The sequence below is a fragment of the Nesterenkonia sp. AN1 genome, assembly GCF_000582475.1.
Taxonomy (GTDB): domain Bacteria; phylum Actinomycetota; class Actinomycetes; order Actinomycetales; family Micrococcaceae; genus Nesterenkonia; species Nesterenkonia aurantiaca.
In genome coordinates this window covers 21507-39511 of record NZ_JEMO01000014.1, presented here as the reverse complement: position 1 = coordinate 39511, position 18005 = coordinate 21507, and the positions used below count along the sequence as shown (strand labels likewise).

The following is an 18005-nucleotide window of genomic DNA, read 5'->3' as shown; positions in this document are numbered from 1 at the left end:
GACCGACCGGTCATGAGCACGCCCCGGCTGACCGAGTCGATGGTCACCTCCCGCACCGATCTGGTCGATGCCCGACGCGTGGTGGTCAAGATCGGCTCCTCCTCGCTGACCACCCTTGACGGGGGCATCTCCGTGGACGCGCTGAATCTACTGGTGGCGGATCTGCAGGTGCTGCGTGAGCGCGGCACCGAGGTCGTGCTGGTCTCCTCCGGCGCGATCGCCGCCGGTCTGGCGCCGCTGGGTCTGGGCACCCGACCCGCGGACCTCGCGACCCAGCAGGCGGCAGCCGCCGTCGGCCAGGGGTTGCTGCTGGCGCACTACACCCGGGCGTTCGCCCAGTACCAGACCACGGTTTCGCAGGTGCTGCTCACCGTGGAGGACCTGATGCGGCGCACCCAGTACACCAACGCGCTGCGCACCCTGGAGAAGCTGCTCAGCCTCGGGGCGGTGCCGGTGGTCAATGAGAACGACGCGGTGGCCACCCACGAGATCCGTTTCGGCGACAACGACCGGCTCGCCGCGCTGACCGCGAACCTGCTGCGCGCCGACGCGCTGATCCTGCTCTCCGATGTGGATGCGCTCTATGACGGTCCGCCCGAGCAGGGCGGTACTCCGGTCTCGCAGGTCTCCGGCCCGGAGGACCTCATCGGGGTGACCCTGGGTCGTCGCGGGAAGGCCGGTGTGGGCACCGGCGGCATGGTGACCAAGGTCGAAGCCGCGCAGATCGTGGCCTCCAGCGGCATCCCGGCGCTGCTGACCTCCGCGCCGAACGCCCGCCGACTCTTCCACGGCGAAGACGTGGGCACCTTCTTCGAGGCCAGGGGACGACGCCGCGGCGCCCGCTCGGCCTGGATCGCGCACCTGGCGCACCCGAAAGGCCGGCTGAGCATCGACGACGGGGCGGTCGCCGCGGTGGTCGAGGGTCGTCGCTCGTTGCTGCCCGCCGGGATCCTCTCGCTGACCGGAGACTTCGAAGCCTCTGACCCGGTGGAGATCCTCGACCGCGCCGGCACCGTGCGAGCCCGAGGACTGGTGGGGTATTCCTCCACCGAGCTCCCGCAGATGCTGGGCCGCTCCACCGCCGAGCTGGGCACCGACCTGGGGCCGGAATATGAGCGCGCCGTGATTCACGCAGATGACATCGTGCGGATCGAGACTAGGCTGTGAGCATGGCTGAAGAGCAGAAGACTCAGAAGACCGAGACCAGTTCCACGCAGAACACCGCGGCAGAGACCGTCGAGGACGCCTCGGGGGAGGACGCCCCGGACGTCTCGAGCGAGAACTCCCAGGACGTCTCGGGGGAGATCGCCGAGGGCATCCGTGCGGTCGCAGAGCGGGCTCGCGACGCCTCTCGCGGACTGCGCGGCCTGGACCGCGAACACAAGGACAGGACCCTGGCGGCCGTGGCCTCCGGGCTGCGCGAGTCCTTCGCCTCGCTCACCGAAGCGAACCAGGAGGACCTGGATCGGGGTCGTGAGGCCGGGCTCAGCCGTTCACTCTTGGACCGCCTGGCGCTCAGCCACGAGCGCATCGAGGCCCTCGCCGCCTCTGTGGAGGAGATCATGGGTCTCAGCGATCCCGTCGGCCGGGTGCTGCAGGGCCGAACGCTGCCCAACGGCCTGCGCCTGACCCAGGTCAGCGTCCCACTCGGGGTGATGGGCGTGATCTACGAGGCCCGTCCCAACGTCACCATCGATATCGCAGCACTCGGACTGAAGTCCGGCAACGCGGTGATCCTGCGCGGCGGGTCAGCCGCACAGAAGACCAACGAGATGCTGTTGGCCATCATTCGGGATGCGCTGCGCACCACCGCGGTGCCGGTCGACGCGGTGCAGTCCATCGACAGCTTCGGCCGCGAGGGCGCGACCGCGCTGATGACTCAGCGCGGGTCCGTGGATGTGCTGATCCCACGCGGCGGCCGGGAGCTGATCCAGCATGTGGTGCAGAACTCCCGCGTCCCGGTGATCGAGACCGGCGAGGGCAACGTGCACATCTACATCGACGCCCAGGCCGATCCCGAGACCGCGCGCAACATCGTGGTCAACGCCAAGACCTCCCGGCCCAGCGTCTGCAACGCCGCAGAAACCCTGCTGCTCCACGCCGATGCCGCCGATGCCGGCCAGGAGGTCCTGCGCGGGCTGCTGCGCAGCGGCGTGAACCTGCACGTGGACTCCCGGGCCCGCGAATGGCTGCCCGCGACCCAGCCGGAGAGCCTCACCGAGGACCCGGTGAAGTTCGGCACCGTCACCGAGGTCACCGAGGAGGACTTCGCCACCGAATACCACGATCTGGAGCTGGCGGTCGCCGTGGTGGACTCCCTGGATGAGGCCATCACGCACATCACCCGCTTCTCCACCGGCCACACCGAGGCGATCGTGACCGATTCGGTCTCGAACGCCGACCGGTTCGTCGCCGAGGTCGATGCCGCCGCCGTGATCGTCAACGCCTCGACCCGGTTCACCGACGGCGGCCAGTTCGGCCTCGGCGCCGAGGTCGGGATCTCGACGCAGAAGATGCATGCCCGCGGGCCCATGGGCATGGCCGAGCTGACCACCACGAAGTGGATCGTCCGGGGCGAGGGCCAGGTCCGCGCCTGATTCGGCGTACACTGGGGACCGATCAATCCACGTTCATCCCATACGAGGGAGAAGCATGTTCAACCTGCACGTCATCGCCACAGTCCTGGGCGCCGAGGAGACTGCCGCGCTGCCCATCGAGGCGCACTGGTACGGCATCATCATGTTCATCCTGCTGATGTTCCTGCTGCTGATCACCGTGAGCTTCGCCGGGAAGGGTCGCCAGCTGCCCGCCGCGCCGCACGGCGACCACTGACCTCGCTTGGCGCAGCGTCACCCGCGCGTCGCGGCGACCTCAGAGCGAGCTCCAGGTCGACTGCGGCTGGGAATCATGGGTGGCACCTTCGACCCCATCCACCACGGGCACCTGGTCGCGGCGAGTGAAGTGGCCACCGAGTTCGGGCTCGATGAGGTCATCTTCGTGCCTACGGGGGAGCCCTGGCAGAAGGTCGGGCGCGAGGTCGCGCCGGCCGAGCACCGCTACCTGCTGACGGTAGTCGCCACAGCGGCGAACCCCCGCTTCACCGTCTCTCGGGTGGACATCGACCGCGGGGGAGCGACCTACACGATCGACACCCTGCGGGACTTCCGCGAGATGTACCCAGATGCCGAACTGTTCTTCATCACCGGGGCCGACGCGATGGCCCAGATCATGTCTTGGAAGAACGTCGATGAGCTCTGGGAGCTCGCGCACTTCGTGTCGGTGACGCGTCCCGGGTACATCTCCGAGGACTTCGGTCGGACCAAAGAGATCTCTCTGATGGAGATCCCCGCGATGGCGATCTCCTCCACGGACTGCCGCCAGCGGGTCCGCGCCGAGAAGCCCGTCTGGTACCTGGTGCCCGACGGGGTCGTGCAATACATCGCCAAACACCGGCTGTACCAACGAGATCCAGCAGACCCCGCGCGTTGAGTGTCTCGCACCCTCACGCCTCGGCATACGATGGACACCGGTTCTTCACCGTCGAGACCACTTTGAACCAGGGCAATGTTCCGGCTCGGACAGCATTGTCCGACCAGGGACCTCAGGAGGCCGCAGGATGACCGCAGAGAACACCGAGCCGAACGACGCCTCAGGCAAGGATGATCTGCGCGCACGGTACCTACCGGTCTCACGCAAGGAGCTGCGCCGCCAGCGCGAGGCCGAGCTTGCCAAGAAGCGCCCGGGACGACGTCGCCCGCCGAAGCCGGCCATCGACACCACCGCCGCCCCTGCGCCCGTCTCTGCGCTTGATGGTGCGTCCCGTGAGGAAACCCCGCGCGAGGACGCCGAGTCCCGCACCGAGGACCAGCCCAGCACCGCCGTCGATTCCAGCACCGAACGCCAGCGTGGCACTGTCGTCGACACGGGCGCCGACGTCGATGTCGACTCCGCCACTGATCTCACGCCCGAGGCCGACCAGGACACGGGAGCGGACCAAGACACTGGAACGGACCAGGACACTGGAACGGACCAGGGTGCCGGTGCTGCTCCTGCGTTCACGACCGGTTCCGAGTCCACCGGCGGACTCAGCTCCAGCTCAGCGCCTGTCGGGTCCTGGGAGTTCTCCCTGCCAGCCGCCTCCGCTCCGGACGCCACACCTGCTTCGGCACCCGTAGCGGCCGCGGAAGCAGAACTTGCGGATTCTCAGGCAGAAGCCGATTTCTTCGGCACCGAAGAGTCCGACACGCCGGAGGATCGGGCGGAGACAGACTGGTCCGAAGCCGAAGCCGAAGCCGCGCCTGAGGCGCCAGAGGAGACTGCCGGTGAGGCGGTCGACGAGGTGTCGGAGAAGGAGCCTGAGGACGACTCCGAGGTTTCGGAGCCGTCCGAGGACGGTGAAGACCCCCGGCCGGACCTGGCGAACGCCCCCGAGACCGAGCCCGCCTCTGAACTGCCGTCCATACGGCCGCAGGATCTCCCAGGCACCGAGCTCGATGACCAGGAGGAGGCCCCGGTGCCCGCCTCCCGGAAGTCTCGCCGAAGCCTGCAGGTGACCGAGAACATCGCCGCACTCTCCGAGGACAAGCTCGCAGACCTGCAGGGGCTCACTGCGGCGCTGGCCGCCACGGACGACCCGAACCGCGTAGATCCAGAGCTGCTGAAGAAGCAGCAGGCACTGGCGGCTCGGGCGATGCAGGCCAACCAGGAGCGGCTGCGCAAGGAACAGGTCGAAGCCGAGCGTGACGCGAAAGATCCTCGACGTCGACTGCGGCCCGAGTCCGAGGTGATCACGCGCAAGACCCTGCGGGCGCACGTGGAATCCGATGAACCCGCAGAACCCACCGACCACCCGACCGGAGCCATCGAACCGATCCACGCTCGAGGAGCCCACGGTCTGGAAATCGACGCGATGGTCGAACACAGCACGCGTCAGGGAGCGCGTCAGTCCATGATGGGCTGGCTCGTGATCATTCTCGCCGTGCTGCTGATCGTCGCGCTCGGTGTTGTACTCTCATTCATCCTCTAAGCTTGGACGTCATGGCTATCACCGAACTTGTGCTCTCTGAACTCCGCACCGCTGCCTCTGCGGCAGCGGACAAACTTGCGACGAACATCGTCGGGCTCGACGTGGGGGAACGGCTCGGCATCACTGACGCCTTCCTGGTCTGCTCGGCACCCTCCGAACGGCAGATCGGCGCCATCGTCGATGAGGTCGAGCGAGCGCTCAAGGAGGTCCACGACTCCTCGCCGCTGCGCCGAGAAGGTCGCGGCACCGGCACCTGGGTGCTGCTGGACTATGGACATATGGTGGTCCATGTCCAGCACGAAGAGGAGCGCGCCGTCTATGGCCTCGACCGGCTCTACGCCGATGTCGACAAGGTCGATCTGCAGCTCCCCGACGCGCAGTAAAGAGGGTTGTATAGCCCCAGGTCAGCGACTGATCCGAGCGATTCTCCTGGGAATGGGATCCGATTTGCGCAGCGATTCGGGTTCACAGTAGAGTAGGGGAGTTGCCGCGGCGCAGACGCTGATCCGGGGTGATGATCTGGGGGTATGGCGCAGCTGGTAGCGCGTCCGCATGGCATGCGGAAGGTCAGGGGTTCGAATCCCCTTACCTCCACCAGAGCGAAGCAGGTCCGGAGTCCAATAGGACTCCGGACCTTTTTCGTATGCCCAGATTCGTCCTCATGGATCTTTCCGTCAGCCTGCACCCTGACCTGCAGCTGGACCTCTACGGCGCTCCGAGTCAGGCACCCGAGACGTGTCCTGGGTCAGGAGTAGGGTGGAGGCAGACGTCACACCAAACCTCGGAGGTCCCTTCATGCAGCACCGTGTCCTTGGCCGCACCGGCCGCGAAGTATCCACCATCGGTCTCGGCACCTGGCAGTTCGGCGGGGACTTCGGTCGTGTCGAGGAGGCAGACGCCTATGCCGTCATGGATGCCGCAGCCGAGCACGAGGTCACCATCTTTGACACTGCCGACGTCTACGGTGACGGACTCAGCGAGCAGCTGATCGGCAAGTGGCTGGCGAAGAACCCCGAATGGACGGGCCTGGTCGCCACCAAGATGATCCGCCGCGCAGAAGAGCCCAGCCTGGAGCACGCCACGGCCGAGAACTTCCAGGCCTGGGTGGACCGTTCTCGGAAGAATCTCGGTAGAGACACCCTCGACCTGGTGCAGCTGCACTGCCCCAACGATGACGTCTTCGATTCAGACGCCGTCTTCGATCGCCTGGATGCCCTGGTGGAGTCCGGCGCCATCGCCCACTACGGCATCAGTGTGGAGACCGTGGACCAGGCTTTGAGCGCCATCGCCCGGCCGAATGTGGCCTCGGTGCAGATCATCCTCAACGCCTTCCGGCAGAAGCCCTTGGAGAAGGTGCTTCCGGCGGCACGTGAAGCCGGAGTGGGCATCATCGCGCGCGTCCCGCTCGCCAGCGGACTGCTCAGCGGCCGGTACACCAAGGACACCACCTTTGAAGCCTCGGATCACCGCAGCTATAACCGCTCTGGTGAGGCCTTCGACATCGGGGAGACCTTCTCCGGAGTGGACTTCGCGACTGGAGTCGATGCGGCGGCGCAGTTCTCCGAACTCGCGGAACAGGAGGGACTCAAGCCCACGACGGCGGCCCTGGCCTGGATCATCCAGTCCTCCGGCGTGAGCACCGTCATCCCCGGGGCGCGCAATGCCGAGCAGGCCCAGCAGAACGCTGAGGCCGGCGCCGCACCCCAGCTCTCCGATGACTTCCGGGCCGCCGTGCGGAAGCTCTATGCCGATAGGATCGCCCCCTCGGTTCAGGACCGCTGGTAGGCCCTCCCGGAGGCGCCACCGAGCAGAGAACACCGAACAGACACCTTTGAGCAGGAGGACCTATGCGCATTGCCGTCATCGGAGCGACAGGAAACGTGGGAACGGCGGTCTTGCGGCACTTGAGCGGCCGTACCGAGGTGCAGAGCGTGCTCGGGATCGCGCGACGACTCCCCGACACCGACGCCGCTCCCTACGCGGATGCCCAGTGGCACCGCGCAGACATCCAGTACAGCGAAGTCGTGCCGGAGCTCGCCGAGGCGCTGTCCGGCTGTGATGCCGTGATCCACCTGGCCTGGCTGATCCAGCCCAACAGCGAGCGGAGCCTGCTGCGCCGGGTCAACGTGGACGGGACTCGGCACGTGTTGGAGGCCGCGGCACTCGCCGGGGTGCGCCAGGCCGTCGTCGCGTCCTCGGTCGGGGTGTACTCACCGGCCGAGGACGCGACCCCGCGCGACGAGCAGTGGCCCACCGAGGGCATTCCCGGGTCGCACTACAGCCAGGACAAGGTGGCCCAGGAGCGCGTCATGGATGAGTTCCTCGAGGCGCACCCTGGATTCTCTCTGGCACGGCTGCGCCCGGGACTGGTCTTCCAGCGAGAGGCAGGCTCCGAGATCCAGCGCTACTTCGCCGGAGATCTGGCACCGGTGCAGCTGCTGCAGCTCTTCCGCCCGCCGGTGGTACCGGTCCCTGGTGGGATCCGCACCCAGGCCGTGCATGCAGACGATCTGGCTGCCGCTTACGCACAGGCCGCTATCCTCGGGGCTCAGGGTGCGTTCAATGTCTGCGCGGATGACCTCCTCGACGGTGATGCCATCGCGAAGGTCGTCTCCGGGGAGAAGACCCAGGGGATTCCCCTGCGATTGCCAGCCGCCGCGCTGCGACCACTGATGAAGGCCGCTCATCGGGCCCGGATCCTCCCAGCAGATGAAGGCTGGCTAGATATGGGCCGTCATGTGCCGGTCATGGACAACTCACGAGCGAAGCGGGAGCTCGGCTGGGCGCCGCAGCATTCCGGGGCCCAGGCCCTCGAGGAGCTGGTTCAGGGCATGGCCGCCGGGGTCGGCGCCCCCTCGGTTCCTCTGCGCCCCCGGGACATCGACGCCGCGGAACGGCCGGAGCTTCCCTCGACCGACCACGAACTCGGTGGCGAGGTGGACGCCCTGCTGCTGCGCCAATACATGTCAGACCATCTCGCCGGTGCCACAGCGGGAACGAATCGGATCAAGCGCATGGCGGCGGACTATGTGGACACCCCCGTGTTTCCTCAGATCTCCGAGGTGGCCGAAGCCATCACGCGTGAACACGGCTTCCTGGTGAAACTGATCCAGCGCCAGGGTTTCTCGACTCCACCCGGATCCACGACCATCGCCTGGCTGGGGGAGCGGGTGGGACGGCTCAAGCCCAATGGCAGGCCCCCTGGCGGTCGATCACCCTCGACGCTGGTGCTCGAGGCGGAGGTCATGATCACTGCTGTCACGGGCAAGCTTCATGGATGGTCCGTGATGAAGGACCACGCCGCAGCCCTCGGAGTAGACCCGAAGGTCTTCCAGGGGCTGATCGACGATGCAGAGGCCCAGCGCGAGCAGCTGGAGACCGTCCACGAATACGCCCGGCACCGCGCGTTCCGTCGAGACCGCAGCACCTTCGAAAAGACACGCTGAGCATGTAGTTCTGAATTACTCGTAATAACATCTCGATCTTGCTAAGGTCGAAGAGTCCACAAGATAAGTCTGCCCGCCACGTGTCGGGCCGGTGAGATCCCCTTCTGCCTGCGTCAGGCGCAAGGGATCTCGCCTCAGCGAGAAGGAGAGCGAATTGGCACAGACCGATCCGATCCTGACCACTCGACAGGGTCACCCTGTCACCAACAACCAGAACCAGCGCACCGTGGGCAACCGCGGGCCCGCCACGCTGGAGAACTACCAGTTCCTCGAGAAGATCAGCCACTTTGACCGGGAGCGGATCCCGGAGCGTGTGGTCCACGCCCGCGGCTTCGTCGCCTACGGCGAGTTCGAGGCCACCGGGATGATCGGTGACGAGCCGGCATCGAAGTACACCCGCGCAAAGCTCTTCCAGGAAGCCGGCAAGAAGACCGACCTGGCGATCCGCTTCTCCACCGTCATCGGTGGCCGTGACTCCTCCGAGGCCGCCCGGGACCCCCGCGGCTTCGCCGTGAAGTTCTACACCGAAGACGGCAACTGGGACCTGGTCGGCAACAACCTTCCGGTGTTCTTCATCCGCGATGCGATCAAGTTCCCCGACGTGATCCACTCGTTGAAGCCGGACCCGATCACCTTCCGCCAGGAGCCCAACCGCATCCTGGACTTCATGGGCCAGACTCCCGAGTCGATGCACATGCTGACCCACCTCTTCAGCCCGCGCGGCATCCCGGCGACCTACCGCCACATGGAGGGCTTCGGCGTCAACACCTACAAGATGGTCAACGCCGAAGGCGAGACCGTGCTGGTGAAGTACCACTTCCACCCGCGCGCCGGCGTCGCCTCGATGACTGAGGCTGAGTCCGCCAAGGTGCAGGGCCAGGACCTCGGCCACGCCTCGAAGGACCTCTTCGAGTCGATCGAACGCGGCGATTTCCCGCAGTGGGACGTCCATGTCCAGATCATGGAAGACCACGAGCACCCTGAGCTCGGCTGGGATCCGCTGGATGACACCAAGATCTGGCCCGAGGATCAGTTCCCGCTGCGCAAGATCGGTGTCATGACGCTGAATCGCAACGTGGGGGATCACCACAACGAGAACGAGCAGATCGCCATGGGCACCGGTGTCCTGGTCGACGGTCTGGACTTCTCGGACGACAAGATGCTGGTGGGGCGCACGTTCTCCTACTCGGACGCTCAGCGCTACCGCGTGGGTCCGAACTACCTGCAGCTGCCGGTCAACCAGCCCAAGGGCCGCGACGGCCAGGTCTACACGAACCAGCGCGGCGGACTGATGTCCTTCGGCAACGACGTGCACCCTGAGCAGAACCCGCACGTGAACTACGAGCCCTCCATCCACAACGGACTGCACGAGTCCCCGGAGCCGCAGCCGAACAACGCTCCGGCCGTGGGTGGAAAGCTGGTGCAGGCGAACCTGGATCGCCGCAACGATTACCTGCAGGCACGGGGCCGCTACAACACCATGATGGACTGGGAGCGCGATGAGCTGATCAACGTGCTCACCGGCATGCTGGAGCAGTCGGAGCGCGACGTGCAGGAGCGCATCGTCTGGCACTTCTTCATGATCCACGACGACTATGGTCAGCGGATCGCGAAGAACATCGGTCTCACCGTGGATGACGTCAAGCACCTGAAGCCGCTGGCGGTGCAGAACTTCACCGAGGAGGAGGAGCAGCGCCTCGCCAACCTCGGCAACAACGGCGACTCCATCGATCCCGAGCAGTGGGGGACCTGGACCGCTTCGGTGGAGAACCGCCAGGTCTCCGGCGAAGACGTGCTCTCCGGCAACCTGGGGAGCCTCAGCTACAGCAAGTGATGAGTTCCGGACTCGCCACCTTCGGCTGATATGACAATGGCCGGGAACCCTGCGGGGTTCCCGGCCATTGCTGTGTGTCCAACTTCTATGCTGAATCGCCGTGCGGCGAAGCCCCCGCTCAGCAGGGGATCGTCTGTCCCAGAAGGCGGCTCAGTGGTTGCGCAGTGCGTCGATCAGCTCATCCTTGTTCATCTGCGAGTACCCGCTGAGACCGAGCTTCTTGGCCCGGTCCTGCAGCTGCGCCACGGTCCGGTCCTCGTAGTTCGACGCCTCGCCGCCCTTCTCGCCTTCGCTGCTGCGGCCCTCTTTCGCAGCGGCGTTGGCGATCCGGGCCGATTTCTCCTTGGAGTTGCCCTCCTCGCGGAGGCGTTCGTAGAGCTCCTCGTCCTTCACGCTTGAACGTGCCATCTCGCCGATCCTTCCCAGTCTCGTGCTGCTCTGCGGAGCCGCGGTTCAGAAGCCTTTGCCGCCGGTGACCGGAATGACCGAGCCGGAGACGTAGGAGGCCTCTTCGCTTGCGAGGTAGACGTACGCCCCTGCGAGCTCCGCGGGCTGTCCTGGTCGGCCCAGGGGAGTGTCCTGACCGAACTGAGCCACACCGTCGAACCCGGTGGCCGGGATCAGCGGAGTCCAGATTGGCCCTGGCGCCACACCGTTGACCCGGATGCCCTTCTCGGCGAGCTCCGCGGCCATCGACTCGATGAACGCGACCTGCGCGGCCTTGGACATCGCATAGTCGAACAACGGGGCCTTGGGCTCGACCGCCTGGATCGATGTCGTGACAATGATCGAGGCACCGGGATTCATATGAGGCACTGCTTCACGGGTGACCACGATGTGCGCAATCAGGTTGGTCTCAAAGACCTTGCGCACCTCAGCGGTCGGCACCGCATCGATGCCGTCGCGCGCCCGCTGATACGCAGCGTTGAGGATCAGCACATCGATGCCGCCGAGGTCCTCCACGGTGCGTCGTACGATCCCGACGGCGCTCTCCTCCTCGGTGATGTCCACCGGGTAGGTGGCGCACTTCTGGCCTGCATCGCGGACGTGCTGCGCAGTCACCTGCGCGTCTTCCTCCTCCTCCGGGAGGTAAGCGATCGCGATGTCCGATCCCTCACGCGCGAAAGCGATCGCGGTTGCTCGACCGATGCCGGAATCCCCGCCCGTGATCAGCGTTTTGCGGCCCTTGAGCCGACCGTGGCCGACCCAGCTCTGTTCACCGTGATCTGGGTCTGGGCCGGTTTTTCCGGTGAGTCCTGGCTGATCCGACTGTTCCTGCTCGGGAAGGTCGCTGTGGCGATACTTGGTCCGGGGGTCCTGCTGGGTATATGAATCTGTCGTCATGGCTGAATCCCTTCGAGTGTGTCGGGTCCGACCGGGGGTCGGCCCAGGCTGAAGTTACCGATCAGACCGCCGACTTCGAGGGGTCCAGGACGACCTTGATGCAGCCGTCTTCCTTCTTCTGGAACGTCTCGTAGGCACCAGGGGCGTCGGTCAGCGGCAGGGTGTGGGTGATGAAGTCGTCCACACCCAGGGGATCTGCGGGGTCCTCGAGAAGCGGCAGGATCTTGTCGACCCAGTTCTTCACGTTGGCCTGGCCCATCTTGAAGCTGATCTGCTTGTCGAACATGGTGATCAGCGGAAGTGGGCTGGCGGCACCGCCGTAGACGCCGCTCAGTGAGATCGAGCCGCCGCGGCGGACCAGATCGATCGCCGAGTACAGTGCCGCGAGGCGGTCCACGCCGACGGTCTGCATCATCGCCTTGCCCGCCGCGTCGGGCAGGAACTGGGCGGAGATCTGGGCAGCCTTGGCGACGGGGGAGCCGTGGGCCTCCATGCCCACGGCGTCCACGACGCCGTCGGGGCCGCGGCCACCGGTGGCCTCGCGGATCTGGTTCAGCGACTCCTCGCCGGTGTCGAAGACCATGACGCCGTGGCGCGCGGCCATCGCGCGGCGCTCGGCTACGGGATCGATGGCGTAGACCTTCATGCCGTGATGCTTCGCGATCCGTGCGGCGAACTGACCGATCGGACCGAGTCCGATGATCGCGATGCTGTCACCGCTCTTGAGCCCGGTGTAGGCCACACCCTGCCAGGCGGTGGGGATGACGTCGGAGAGGAAGAGGTAGCGGTGATCCGGCAGTTCGTTGCCGACCTTGATCGGGCTGTAGTCCGCATGCGGCACCCTCAGGTACTCGGCCTGGCCGCCAGGGACGGCTCCGTACATCGCGGAGAAGCCGTAGAGGGCTGCACCCATGCCCTGCTCGCGGACCTGCGTGACCTCACACTGGGTCTGCAGGCCGCGCTGGCACATGAAGCAGCTGCCGCAGGAGATCTGGAACGGGATGACCACTCGGTCACCGGTGGCAAGGTTCGAGTCGGGACCCGCCTCGACCACACGGCCCATAGGTTCGTGGCCGAGGATGTCCCCGGGTGTCATGAACGGGCCGAGCACCTCATAGAGGTGGAGGTCGGAACCGCAGATTGCGGTGGAGGTGACTTCGATGATCGCGTCGTTCGCCCGCTGGATCTGTGGATCCGGAACGGTCTCCACACTGACCTTGTGATGGCCCTGCCATGTCACTGCTTTCACGCGGTGTCTCCTCAGAAGTCTGTCGGTGGGCGAGTCGAGGGCCGAACGTCAGACGTCACTGCCTTTCTCACCCTTACACGCCTACGCTATCGAGTTTCACCTTGACGCTGGCTGAACGCCAGCATGAGATTAACCGGCAAGGTTCTCGCGGCGAGGCGTGAGCAGCCGCCCGGTGACCAACCGACGGCCCGCGAGGAGCACCCCTAACACTCCCAGTGCCACCAGGATGAAGGACCATTCCGTGCCTCCACCACCGCTGAGCACGCGCACCGTCATGCCCAGTGCCACGGTGCCGAGGATCACCACGACGGCGTCCGGCCAGAGTCGCGAGGGGCCGCGCCAGAAGCGCACGGCCAACGAGCTGACCAGGAGTCCGAGCAGGAACGGAGCTGCGGTGCCCATCACGTCGAGAAGGGCGAGGCCGCTCTCATGGGAGCGATTGCCCAGCGCGGCGAAACCCACCACGAGGAGGCCGTCGAGCACCAGCAGCAGCCAGGGGAGTACGGCCTGACGGGTCGGGGCTGGCTGCGGGGCGGGGGAGGAGTGCATGTGCCGAGTCTAGGTCGATCCATCGGCGTGGGTCGGGGCCGCCCGATGATCGATCGAGGCCGTGCAGGCATCGATGCGCTCGATAGCGGTGGTCAGCGTCTCGACGCTGTTCCAGAGCCTGGGGTGTTGGGCGTGGATCTCTTCCAGCGTGGAACCCGAGGACTTCAGTGTGGCAAGGTCAAAGCTCGCATTGGTCCGTGCGCCTGCGACCGCAGCTCGCAGGGCGCCGAAGGCGACGACGACGTCGGCGATCACGGCTCGCTTGCCGTGGTCTGTTAGCCAGGAGAGGTCCTCGATGGCCGCGACGGCGTGGTCGCCGAGCTCGGCCGAGGTCTGCGCCGCGCCGATGGCGGCCTCGCGGATCGCCTCGTCGCGTTCCGGGCCCTGGTCCAGCTTGAAGGCTGCCCCGAACGCGCGAGAGGCGGTCGCGTCGTCGTCGGCAAGGTGCAGGGCCGACTGCCGCAGCGTCTCTGCTCGAGTCAGGATGGCGCTCAGGCGGTCTCGCCGCTCGGGATCAGCCTCGGTGTATCCGGCGACCATAGAGGTCAGCGATGCGGCGATGCCAAGCATCACTCCGGCCCCGGCGCCACCGCCCGGGGAACCGGTGGACTGGGCCAGGCCCTCGGTCCACTCATCGACGGTTGAGCGCTGCGTGGTGATCTCCTCGACATCAGACATGGGCCAAGTCTGTCCCAGAACTGCGGGGAACGAAACGTCGGCAGCGGCGGAGGAGCTTGGAACGAGCCGTCGGATCGCGGGGTTGACGGTATGGCGATGTCGTTCCACCGACCCGGGGCTAAGGTGACTCTCGGGACGCGCAAGAGACGGCTCTCGCTTCAACCTGACATAATGTAGATTATCGGCGCTTTACCGAGAGTGGTGCCTACGCTGTGAGACCCCGTGCCTTGTGCCATCGCATCCGGCGTCGCCGTCCTGTTCTTCCCGTTGAGCAACAGAGATGCTCCGGCGCTGAACCTCAAGCAACTGCTGCAGGCCGCCAAGCGTCAAGGGCAGCCAGAAATGACCCGACAAGGATCGCGACCAGTCGGCGGGCATAGCTGAGATTGCATCGACCTGCCTGGGCCCGGGTCCATGACCTGGAGCTTCTTGTCAGGATCAAGGTCAGAGCGCTGCTCCCCCTGATGCCGACGAAGCCTAGGTGCTGCTTGGGGCCTTCACGATATTTGCGTCGTTGCACTGCCGACAACTTGGACTCCCGGTAGGACCAATGACCCTGGGATAACTCCTCGCCGGAGCTCATGGTGGAGTCAGGCCCGCAACATCGCGGGCCAGAACGCGCGGACTTTGTCACCGGGGGTCGGTTGGGACCTGTCACGTGGAGCCACCCTCCGCGCAGAGCAAGACCTGCGCGTCTCCGACCTGCCCAGACGTCGATGCGTATCCAGCATGCGACCTGATGCACTGCGAAGGGATCACCCGCGATGAGCACCCTGACGACCGCTTCTCAGGACCTGCAGCTTCAGTCCGCAGTCCGAGAGGAGCTGCATTGGACGCCGAACCTGCAGGCGGCCGGCATCAGAGTCACAGTCCACGACTCCACCGTCACCCTCTCCGGAGAAGTCGCGGACTCGGAATACCTCCCCGTGAAACGTGCCGCCATGCGGGTCCACGGAGTGTCCAACATCGTCGATGAGCTCGTCGTGCGCCCCAAGACGCCACGACATCTCAGCGAGGCCGACATCGCACAAGAGATCGAATGCGCATTGACCTGGGCCACCAATGTGCCGCCGACCGTCAGGGCCCAGGTCAAAGAGGCCAATGTCACCCTCACCGGTGAAGTCGACTGGGACTTCCAGCGCGAAGCGGCCCAGCACGTGATTGAGCACCTGCGCGGTGTCCATACCGTGACAAACCAGATCACCCTCACCGCCCGGCCCTGTTCTGGAGAGGCAGCCCGGCGGATACGGACCGCGCTGACCACTAGCGCTCAACTCGACGCCACTCACATCACCGTCAGCGTCACCGGGAGCACCGTGACCCTCACCGGCCATGTGCGGTCATGGGCGCAGAAGCAGCAGGCCCGAACAGCAGCCTGGTCCTCCGCGCACGTTGCCCACGTCGATGACCGTCTCGAAGTACACCCGAGCTGAGCACCCCACCCCAAGCCCCCAGCAGAAGGACAGAACCATGACACACACACTCGTCCGCTTCGACCCGTTCGCTGGTTTCGAAAGCCTCCGCCGCGAGCTCTTCGATGACGGTCCGCTGCGCGGGCGGCTCGGCAAGCTGCCCACCACGGATGTCTACACCAACGACAACAAAGAACTCGTCATCGAGGCGCACTTGCCGAACTTCGAGGAGGAGGACGTCACCGTCAGCCTCGGGCAGGGCGCCTTGGTGATCCAAGCCGAACGTCACGAACACGATGAGGACAAGAAGAGAAAGTACGTGATCAGGGAGAGCAGCAGCAGCTTCTATCGCAGCATCGACCTCCCGGAACAAGCAGAGACCGAGCGGATCAACGCCAGCTTCGACGACGGGGTCCTGAAAGTCACCGTGCCGCTGAAGGAACTCTCAGCTCCCACCCGCATCCCCATCACGGGTGGACACAACGGACACCCCGCGCCTGAGCAGAGCTGAGTCATCGGATCTGCTGGCAGGTTGGCGGGGCGCGGCGGTTGACGCCACCGCACCGACAACCCGCCGTGTACCAGGCGCACCAGATTGGTACACGTCCAAGACGGTGGTGATCGTCCTGGCCCTGGGCGCCGTCATCCACCTCACCTTCCAAAGGCCAACAAGCAACCGCGAACAGCACAGCCCCCGGATACGCGTACTGACATCGACTGTGAAGACTAAGGAATCCTCCATGGCAGAGACACTGGTGCGACGTGACCCGATCACGGGCGCCGAAGTACCGCGCTGCGACCTACCCGAAGACGTCATTCTCCGTGCCTTGCGCGGAAAGCTGCACACGATTCACCTGCGCGATGAACCAGGTGAAGGACTCCTCATCGAGGCGATGCTGCCCAACTTCGACGCATCTGACATCACCATCGACGTTCACCAGGGAGAACTTTCGATCCGAGCAGAGCACGATGCCGATGGCGAGGGCACGCAGTACCTGGTCCGGGGTGGCAACAGTTTCTACCGCAGGGTCACCTTGCCCTCCGGCGCCCAGCAAGACCTCATCTGCGCGGACTTCCAGGACGGGACTCTGCGAGTCACCATCCCCGTGAGCGACCCCACCAGCGACCGCGCCAGCGATCTGAGGTCCGCGCGTCCGCTGGTCCCACTGACCGGACGTGCCGGGGTCGATGTTCTGCTTAGAGTGCATCCGGAACCTCCTCCCCCAAGGGGACACAACAGCGTCGATCCTCGCCCATCACCAGCCGCTCTGGAGGCATCCCATGAACATTGATCCACACGCCCCACCTCGCCCCGTCGTCTTTGACCCGGTGACCCGGGACCTGGATGTGATCGTCGGCTTCGACGGGTCCACCCAATCTATCCATGCCCTGGACTACGCGGCGCTGGAGGCGCAACGAAGCGGACGCGTCCTGACCGTGGTCACCGCATCCGGAGCCCCGCTCCCGGTCTCCACCGCTCCCCTGCCGTCAAAGCTCAGAGACGAGGTCCCTGGCGATGCGGCCAAGAAGATTCTCAGCGATGCCCGGGAGCACCTGCAGGGCTATCCAGGAGGAGTGAACTTCCGAACCGAGCGCGGAGACGCCACTGTGGTGCTGCGGGAGCTGTCCACCGTGGCGCAGCTGGTGATCGTCGGAGCCCGTGGACGGGGCGGTTTTCTCGGCAAGATCAGAGGTTCGGTGGCCACAGCGCTGCCCGCCCATGCCCAGTGCCCCACCATCGTGGTCTCTGGAGGGTCCGTATCGAGCGAGACGGAGGGGGCTGCGCGTTTCGTCCCCCAATCAGACCCACGTCCGGTCGTGGTTGGCATCGATGGCTCTGAGCACAGCAGAGTCGCCGCCCTGCATGCGGCGCGAGCGGCGCAGGACCGTGATGCGACACTGCAGCTCCTCATGACGCTGCCCTCGCTGGAGGGCTGGTTGGACTGGTACCCGGAGCTGGACCCCATAGACCAAGGGGTGATCAATCGCAGGCAGTCGCAGCTGGAGCAGTCTCTCCGTGCAGAGGTCGCGTGGTTGCTTGGCCACTACCCCGGATTGTCAGTCACTGCGGCAGTGAAGCCCGGTGACGCTGTGGCACAGCTGACCAAGGCAACCCACGACGCCCAGCTCGTGGTGGTCGGCACCCGAGGGCACGGCGTGTTCACCGGTGTGCTCTTGGGGTCCGTCTCCCGCGGGGTGCTCCTGCGGGCTGCCGGTCCGGTCATGGTTGTTCCAGACCTCCAGGACGACCGGCTCAGCGACCAGCCAGGACCCATCCGGTAGATCTGACCGCAGCTGACCGATCTCACGCTGATCACGTGGGTTCACTGAACCCACGAAAGGAGTGCCAAGACAGTGTGTGACGAGTTGGTGAAGGAACCTGCAGGGCGCGGGCCGTGCTCTCTCCTTCGAACTCTCGGAACAGAACACCAGGTTCGCGCTGACCGGCTGACTCTCCAGGGTTGAC

Annotated in this window: 18 protein-coding genes and 1 tRNA gene; 14 read left to right on the top strand and 5 right to left on the bottom strand. The window is 65.7% G+C overall.

Features of this window, described 5'->3' with window-relative positions:
• The first annotated feature begins 12 nt into the window (after positions 1–12).
• The 10 genes from proB to BG28_RS07340 all read left to right on the top strand — a co-directional run bounded on the left by proB (position 13) and on the right by BG28_RS07340 (position 10306).
• Positions 13–1167, top strand: a complete 1155-nt coding sequence (gene proB, locus BG28_RS07385) for a glutamate 5-kinase (protein WP_036475434.1) — start codon at positions 13–15, stop codon at positions 1165–1167.
• A 2-nt stretch (positions 1168–1169) separates the two neighbouring features.
• Complete coding sequence (locus BG28_RS07380; RefSeq protein WP_036475433.1) at positions 1170–2597, top strand: glutamate-5-semialdehyde dehydrogenase; 1428 nt, start codon at positions 1170–1172, stop codon at positions 2595–2597.
• Between the two features lie 55 nt (positions 2598–2652).
• Entirely contained in the window at positions 2653–2832 is a 180-nt protein-coding gene (locus BG28_RS07375) for a hypothetical protein (protein ID WP_036475432.1), read from the top strand.
• A gap of 60 nt (positions 2833–2892) precedes the next feature.
• Positions 2893–3489: a nicotinate-nucleotide adenylyltransferase gene (gene nadD / locus BG28_RS07370; RefSeq protein ID WP_369797212.1), complete on the top strand. Its 597-nt coding sequence runs from the start codon at positions 2893–2895 to the stop codon at positions 3487–3489.
• Between the two features lie 127 nt (positions 3490–3616).
• Positions 3617–5026, top strand: a complete 1410-nt coding sequence (locus tag BG28_RS07365; RefSeq protein ID WP_036475431.1) for a hypothetical protein — start codon at positions 3617–3619, stop codon at positions 5024–5026.
• 11 nt (positions 5027–5037) lie between these two features.
• Complete coding sequence (gene rsfS / locus BG28_RS07360) at positions 5038–5409, top strand: ribosome silencing factor (RefSeq protein ID WP_036475430.1); 372 nt, start codon at positions 5038–5040, stop codon at positions 5407–5409.
• A gap of 138 nt (positions 5410–5547) precedes the next feature.
• A tRNA-Ala gene (locus BG28_RS07355) sits at positions 5548–5623 on the top strand.
• 198 nt (positions 5624–5821) lie between these two features.
• The gene (locus BG28_RS07350) at positions 5822–6811 is read left to right on the top strand and encodes an aldo/keto reductase (RefSeq protein WP_036475552.1); all 990 of its coding nucleotides are present in this window, start codon (positions 5822–5824) and stop codon (positions 6809–6811) included.
• 62 nt (positions 6812–6873) lie between these two features.
• Positions 6874–8472, top strand: a complete 1599-nt coding sequence (locus BG28_RS07345) for an NAD-dependent epimerase/dehydratase family protein (protein ID WP_036475429.1) — start codon at positions 6874–6876, stop codon at positions 8470–8472.
• 154 nt (positions 8473–8626) lie between these two features.
• A complete protein-coding gene (locus tag BG28_RS07340; protein ID WP_036475428.1) occupies positions 8627–10306 on the top strand; it encodes a catalase in 1680 nt (559 codons plus the stop codon).
• A gap of 150 nt (positions 10307–10456) precedes the next feature.
• Here the strand turns inward: BG28_RS07340 and BG28_RS07335 are convergent, their stop codons facing one another.
• The 5 genes from BG28_RS07335 to BG28_RS07315 form a co-directional block, all read right to left on the bottom strand.
• On the bottom strand, positions 10457–10714 hold the full coding sequence (locus tag BG28_RS07335; RefSeq protein ID WP_036475427.1) for a Rho termination factor N-terminal domain-containing protein: 258 nt from the start codon (positions 10712–10714) through the stop codon (positions 10457–10459).
• Positions 10715–10759: 45 nt separating this feature from the next.
• On the bottom strand, positions 10760–11650 hold the full coding sequence (locus tag BG28_RS07330) for an SDR family oxidoreductase (RefSeq protein WP_036475426.1): 891 nt from the start codon (positions 11648–11650) through the stop codon (positions 10760–10762).
• Positions 11651–11711: 61 nt separating this feature from the next.
• A complete protein-coding gene (locus BG28_RS07325) occupies positions 11712–12899 on the bottom strand; it encodes a Zn-dependent alcohol dehydrogenase (RefSeq protein WP_036475425.1) in 1188 nt (395 codons plus the stop codon).
• 129 nt (positions 12900–13028) lie between these two features.
• Positions 13029–13448 (bottom strand): DUF3054 domain-containing protein, encoded by a 420-nt coding sequence (locus BG28_RS07320; RefSeq protein ID WP_036475424.1) that lies wholly within the window; start codon positions 13446–13448, stop codon positions 13029–13031.
• Between the two features lie 9 nt (positions 13449–13457).
• On the bottom strand, positions 13458–14126 hold the full coding sequence (locus BG28_RS07315; protein ID WP_036475423.1) for a cyclodeaminase/cyclohydrolase family protein: 669 nt from the start codon (positions 14124–14126) through the stop codon (positions 13458–13460).
• Positions 14127–14890: 764 nt separating this feature from the next.
• Between BG28_RS07315 and BG28_RS07310 the strand changes: the two genes are divergently transcribed.
• The 4 genes from BG28_RS07310 to BG28_RS07295 all read left to right on the top strand — a co-directional run bounded on the left by BG28_RS07310 (position 14891) and on the right by BG28_RS07295 (position 17821).
• Positions 14891–15559, top strand: coding sequence for a BON domain-containing protein (locus BG28_RS07310; RefSeq protein WP_036475422.1), 669 nt, complete (start codon positions 14891–14893; stop codon positions 15557–15559).
• Between the two features lie 37 nt (positions 15560–15596).
• On the top strand, positions 15597–16049 hold the full coding sequence (locus BG28_RS07305; protein WP_036475421.1) for an Hsp20/alpha crystallin family protein: 453 nt from the start codon (positions 15597–15599) through the stop codon (positions 16047–16049).
• Positions 16050–16278: 229 nt separating this feature from the next.
• Complete coding sequence (locus BG28_RS14950; RefSeq protein WP_084479554.1) at positions 16279–16830, top strand: Hsp20/alpha crystallin family protein; 552 nt, start codon at positions 16279–16281, stop codon at positions 16828–16830.
• Positions 16820–17821: a universal stress protein gene (locus BG28_RS07295; RefSeq protein ID WP_036475419.1), complete on the top strand. Its 1002-nt coding sequence runs from the start codon at positions 16820–16822 to the stop codon at positions 17819–17821. Before BG28_RS14950 ends, BG28_RS07295 begins: the two co-directional genes overlap by 11 nt.
• Positions 17822–18005 lie beyond the last annotated feature (184 nt).

What these genes read in the sequence shown, in the direction of transcription:
- proB (WP_036475434.1), top strand. Translation starts at nt 13, where the DNA reads ATGAGCACGCCCCGGCTGACCGAGTCGATGGTCACCTCCCGCACCGAT.
- BG28_RS07380 (WP_036475433.1), top strand. Translation starts at nt 1,170, where the DNA reads ATGGCTGAAGAGCAGAAGACTCAGAAGACCGAGACCAGTTCCACGCAG.
- BG28_RS07375 (WP_036475432.1), top strand. Translation starts at nt 2,653, where the DNA reads ATGTTCAACCTGCACGTCATCGCCACAGTCCTGGGCGCCGAGGAGACT.
- BG28_RS07365 (WP_036475431.1), top strand. Translation starts at nt 3,617, where the DNA reads ATGACCGCAGAGAACACCGAGCCGAACGACGCCTCAGGCAAGGATGAT.
- rsfS (WP_036475430.1), top strand. Translation starts at nt 5,038, where the DNA reads ATGGCTATCACCGAACTTGTGCTCTCTGAACTCCGCACCGCTGCCTCT.
- BG28_RS07350 (WP_036475552.1), top strand. Translation starts at nt 5,822, where the DNA reads ATGCAGCACCGTGTCCTTGGCCGCACCGGCCGCGAAGTATCCACCATC.
- BG28_RS07345 (WP_036475429.1), top strand. Translation starts at nt 6,874, where the DNA reads ATGCGCATTGCCGTCATCGGAGCGACAGGAAACGTGGGAACGGCGGTC.
- BG28_RS07335 (WP_036475427.1), bottom strand. Translation starts at nt 10,714, where the DNA reads ATGGCACGTTCAAGCGTGAAGGACGAGGAGCTCTACGAACGCCTCCGC.
- BG28_RS07330 (WP_036475426.1), bottom strand. Translation starts at nt 11,650, where the DNA reads ATGACGACAGATTCATATACCCAGCAGGACCCCCGGACCAAGTATCGC.
- BG28_RS07320 (WP_036475424.1), bottom strand. Translation starts at nt 13,448, where the DNA reads ATGCACTCCTCCCCCGCCCCGCAGCCAGCCCCGACCCGTCAGGCCGTA.
- BG28_RS07315 (WP_036475423.1), bottom strand. Translation starts at nt 14,126, where the DNA reads ATGTCTGATGTCGAGGAGATCACCACGCAGCGCTCAACCGTCGATGAG.
- BG28_RS07310 (WP_036475422.1), top strand. Translation starts at nt 14,891, where the DNA reads ATGAGCACCCTGACGACCGCTTCTCAGGACCTGCAGCTTCAGTCCGCA.
- BG28_RS07305 (WP_036475421.1), top strand. Translation starts at nt 15,597, where the DNA reads ATGACACACACACTCGTCCGCTTCGACCCGTTCGCTGGTTTCGAAAGC.
- BG28_RS14950 (WP_084479554.1), top strand. Translation starts at nt 16,279, where the DNA reads ATGGCAGAGACACTGGTGCGACGTGACCCGATCACGGGCGCCGAAGTA.
- BG28_RS07295 (WP_036475419.1), top strand. Translation starts at nt 16,820, where the DNA reads ATGAACATTGATCCACACGCCCCACCTCGCCCCGTCGTCTTTGACCCG.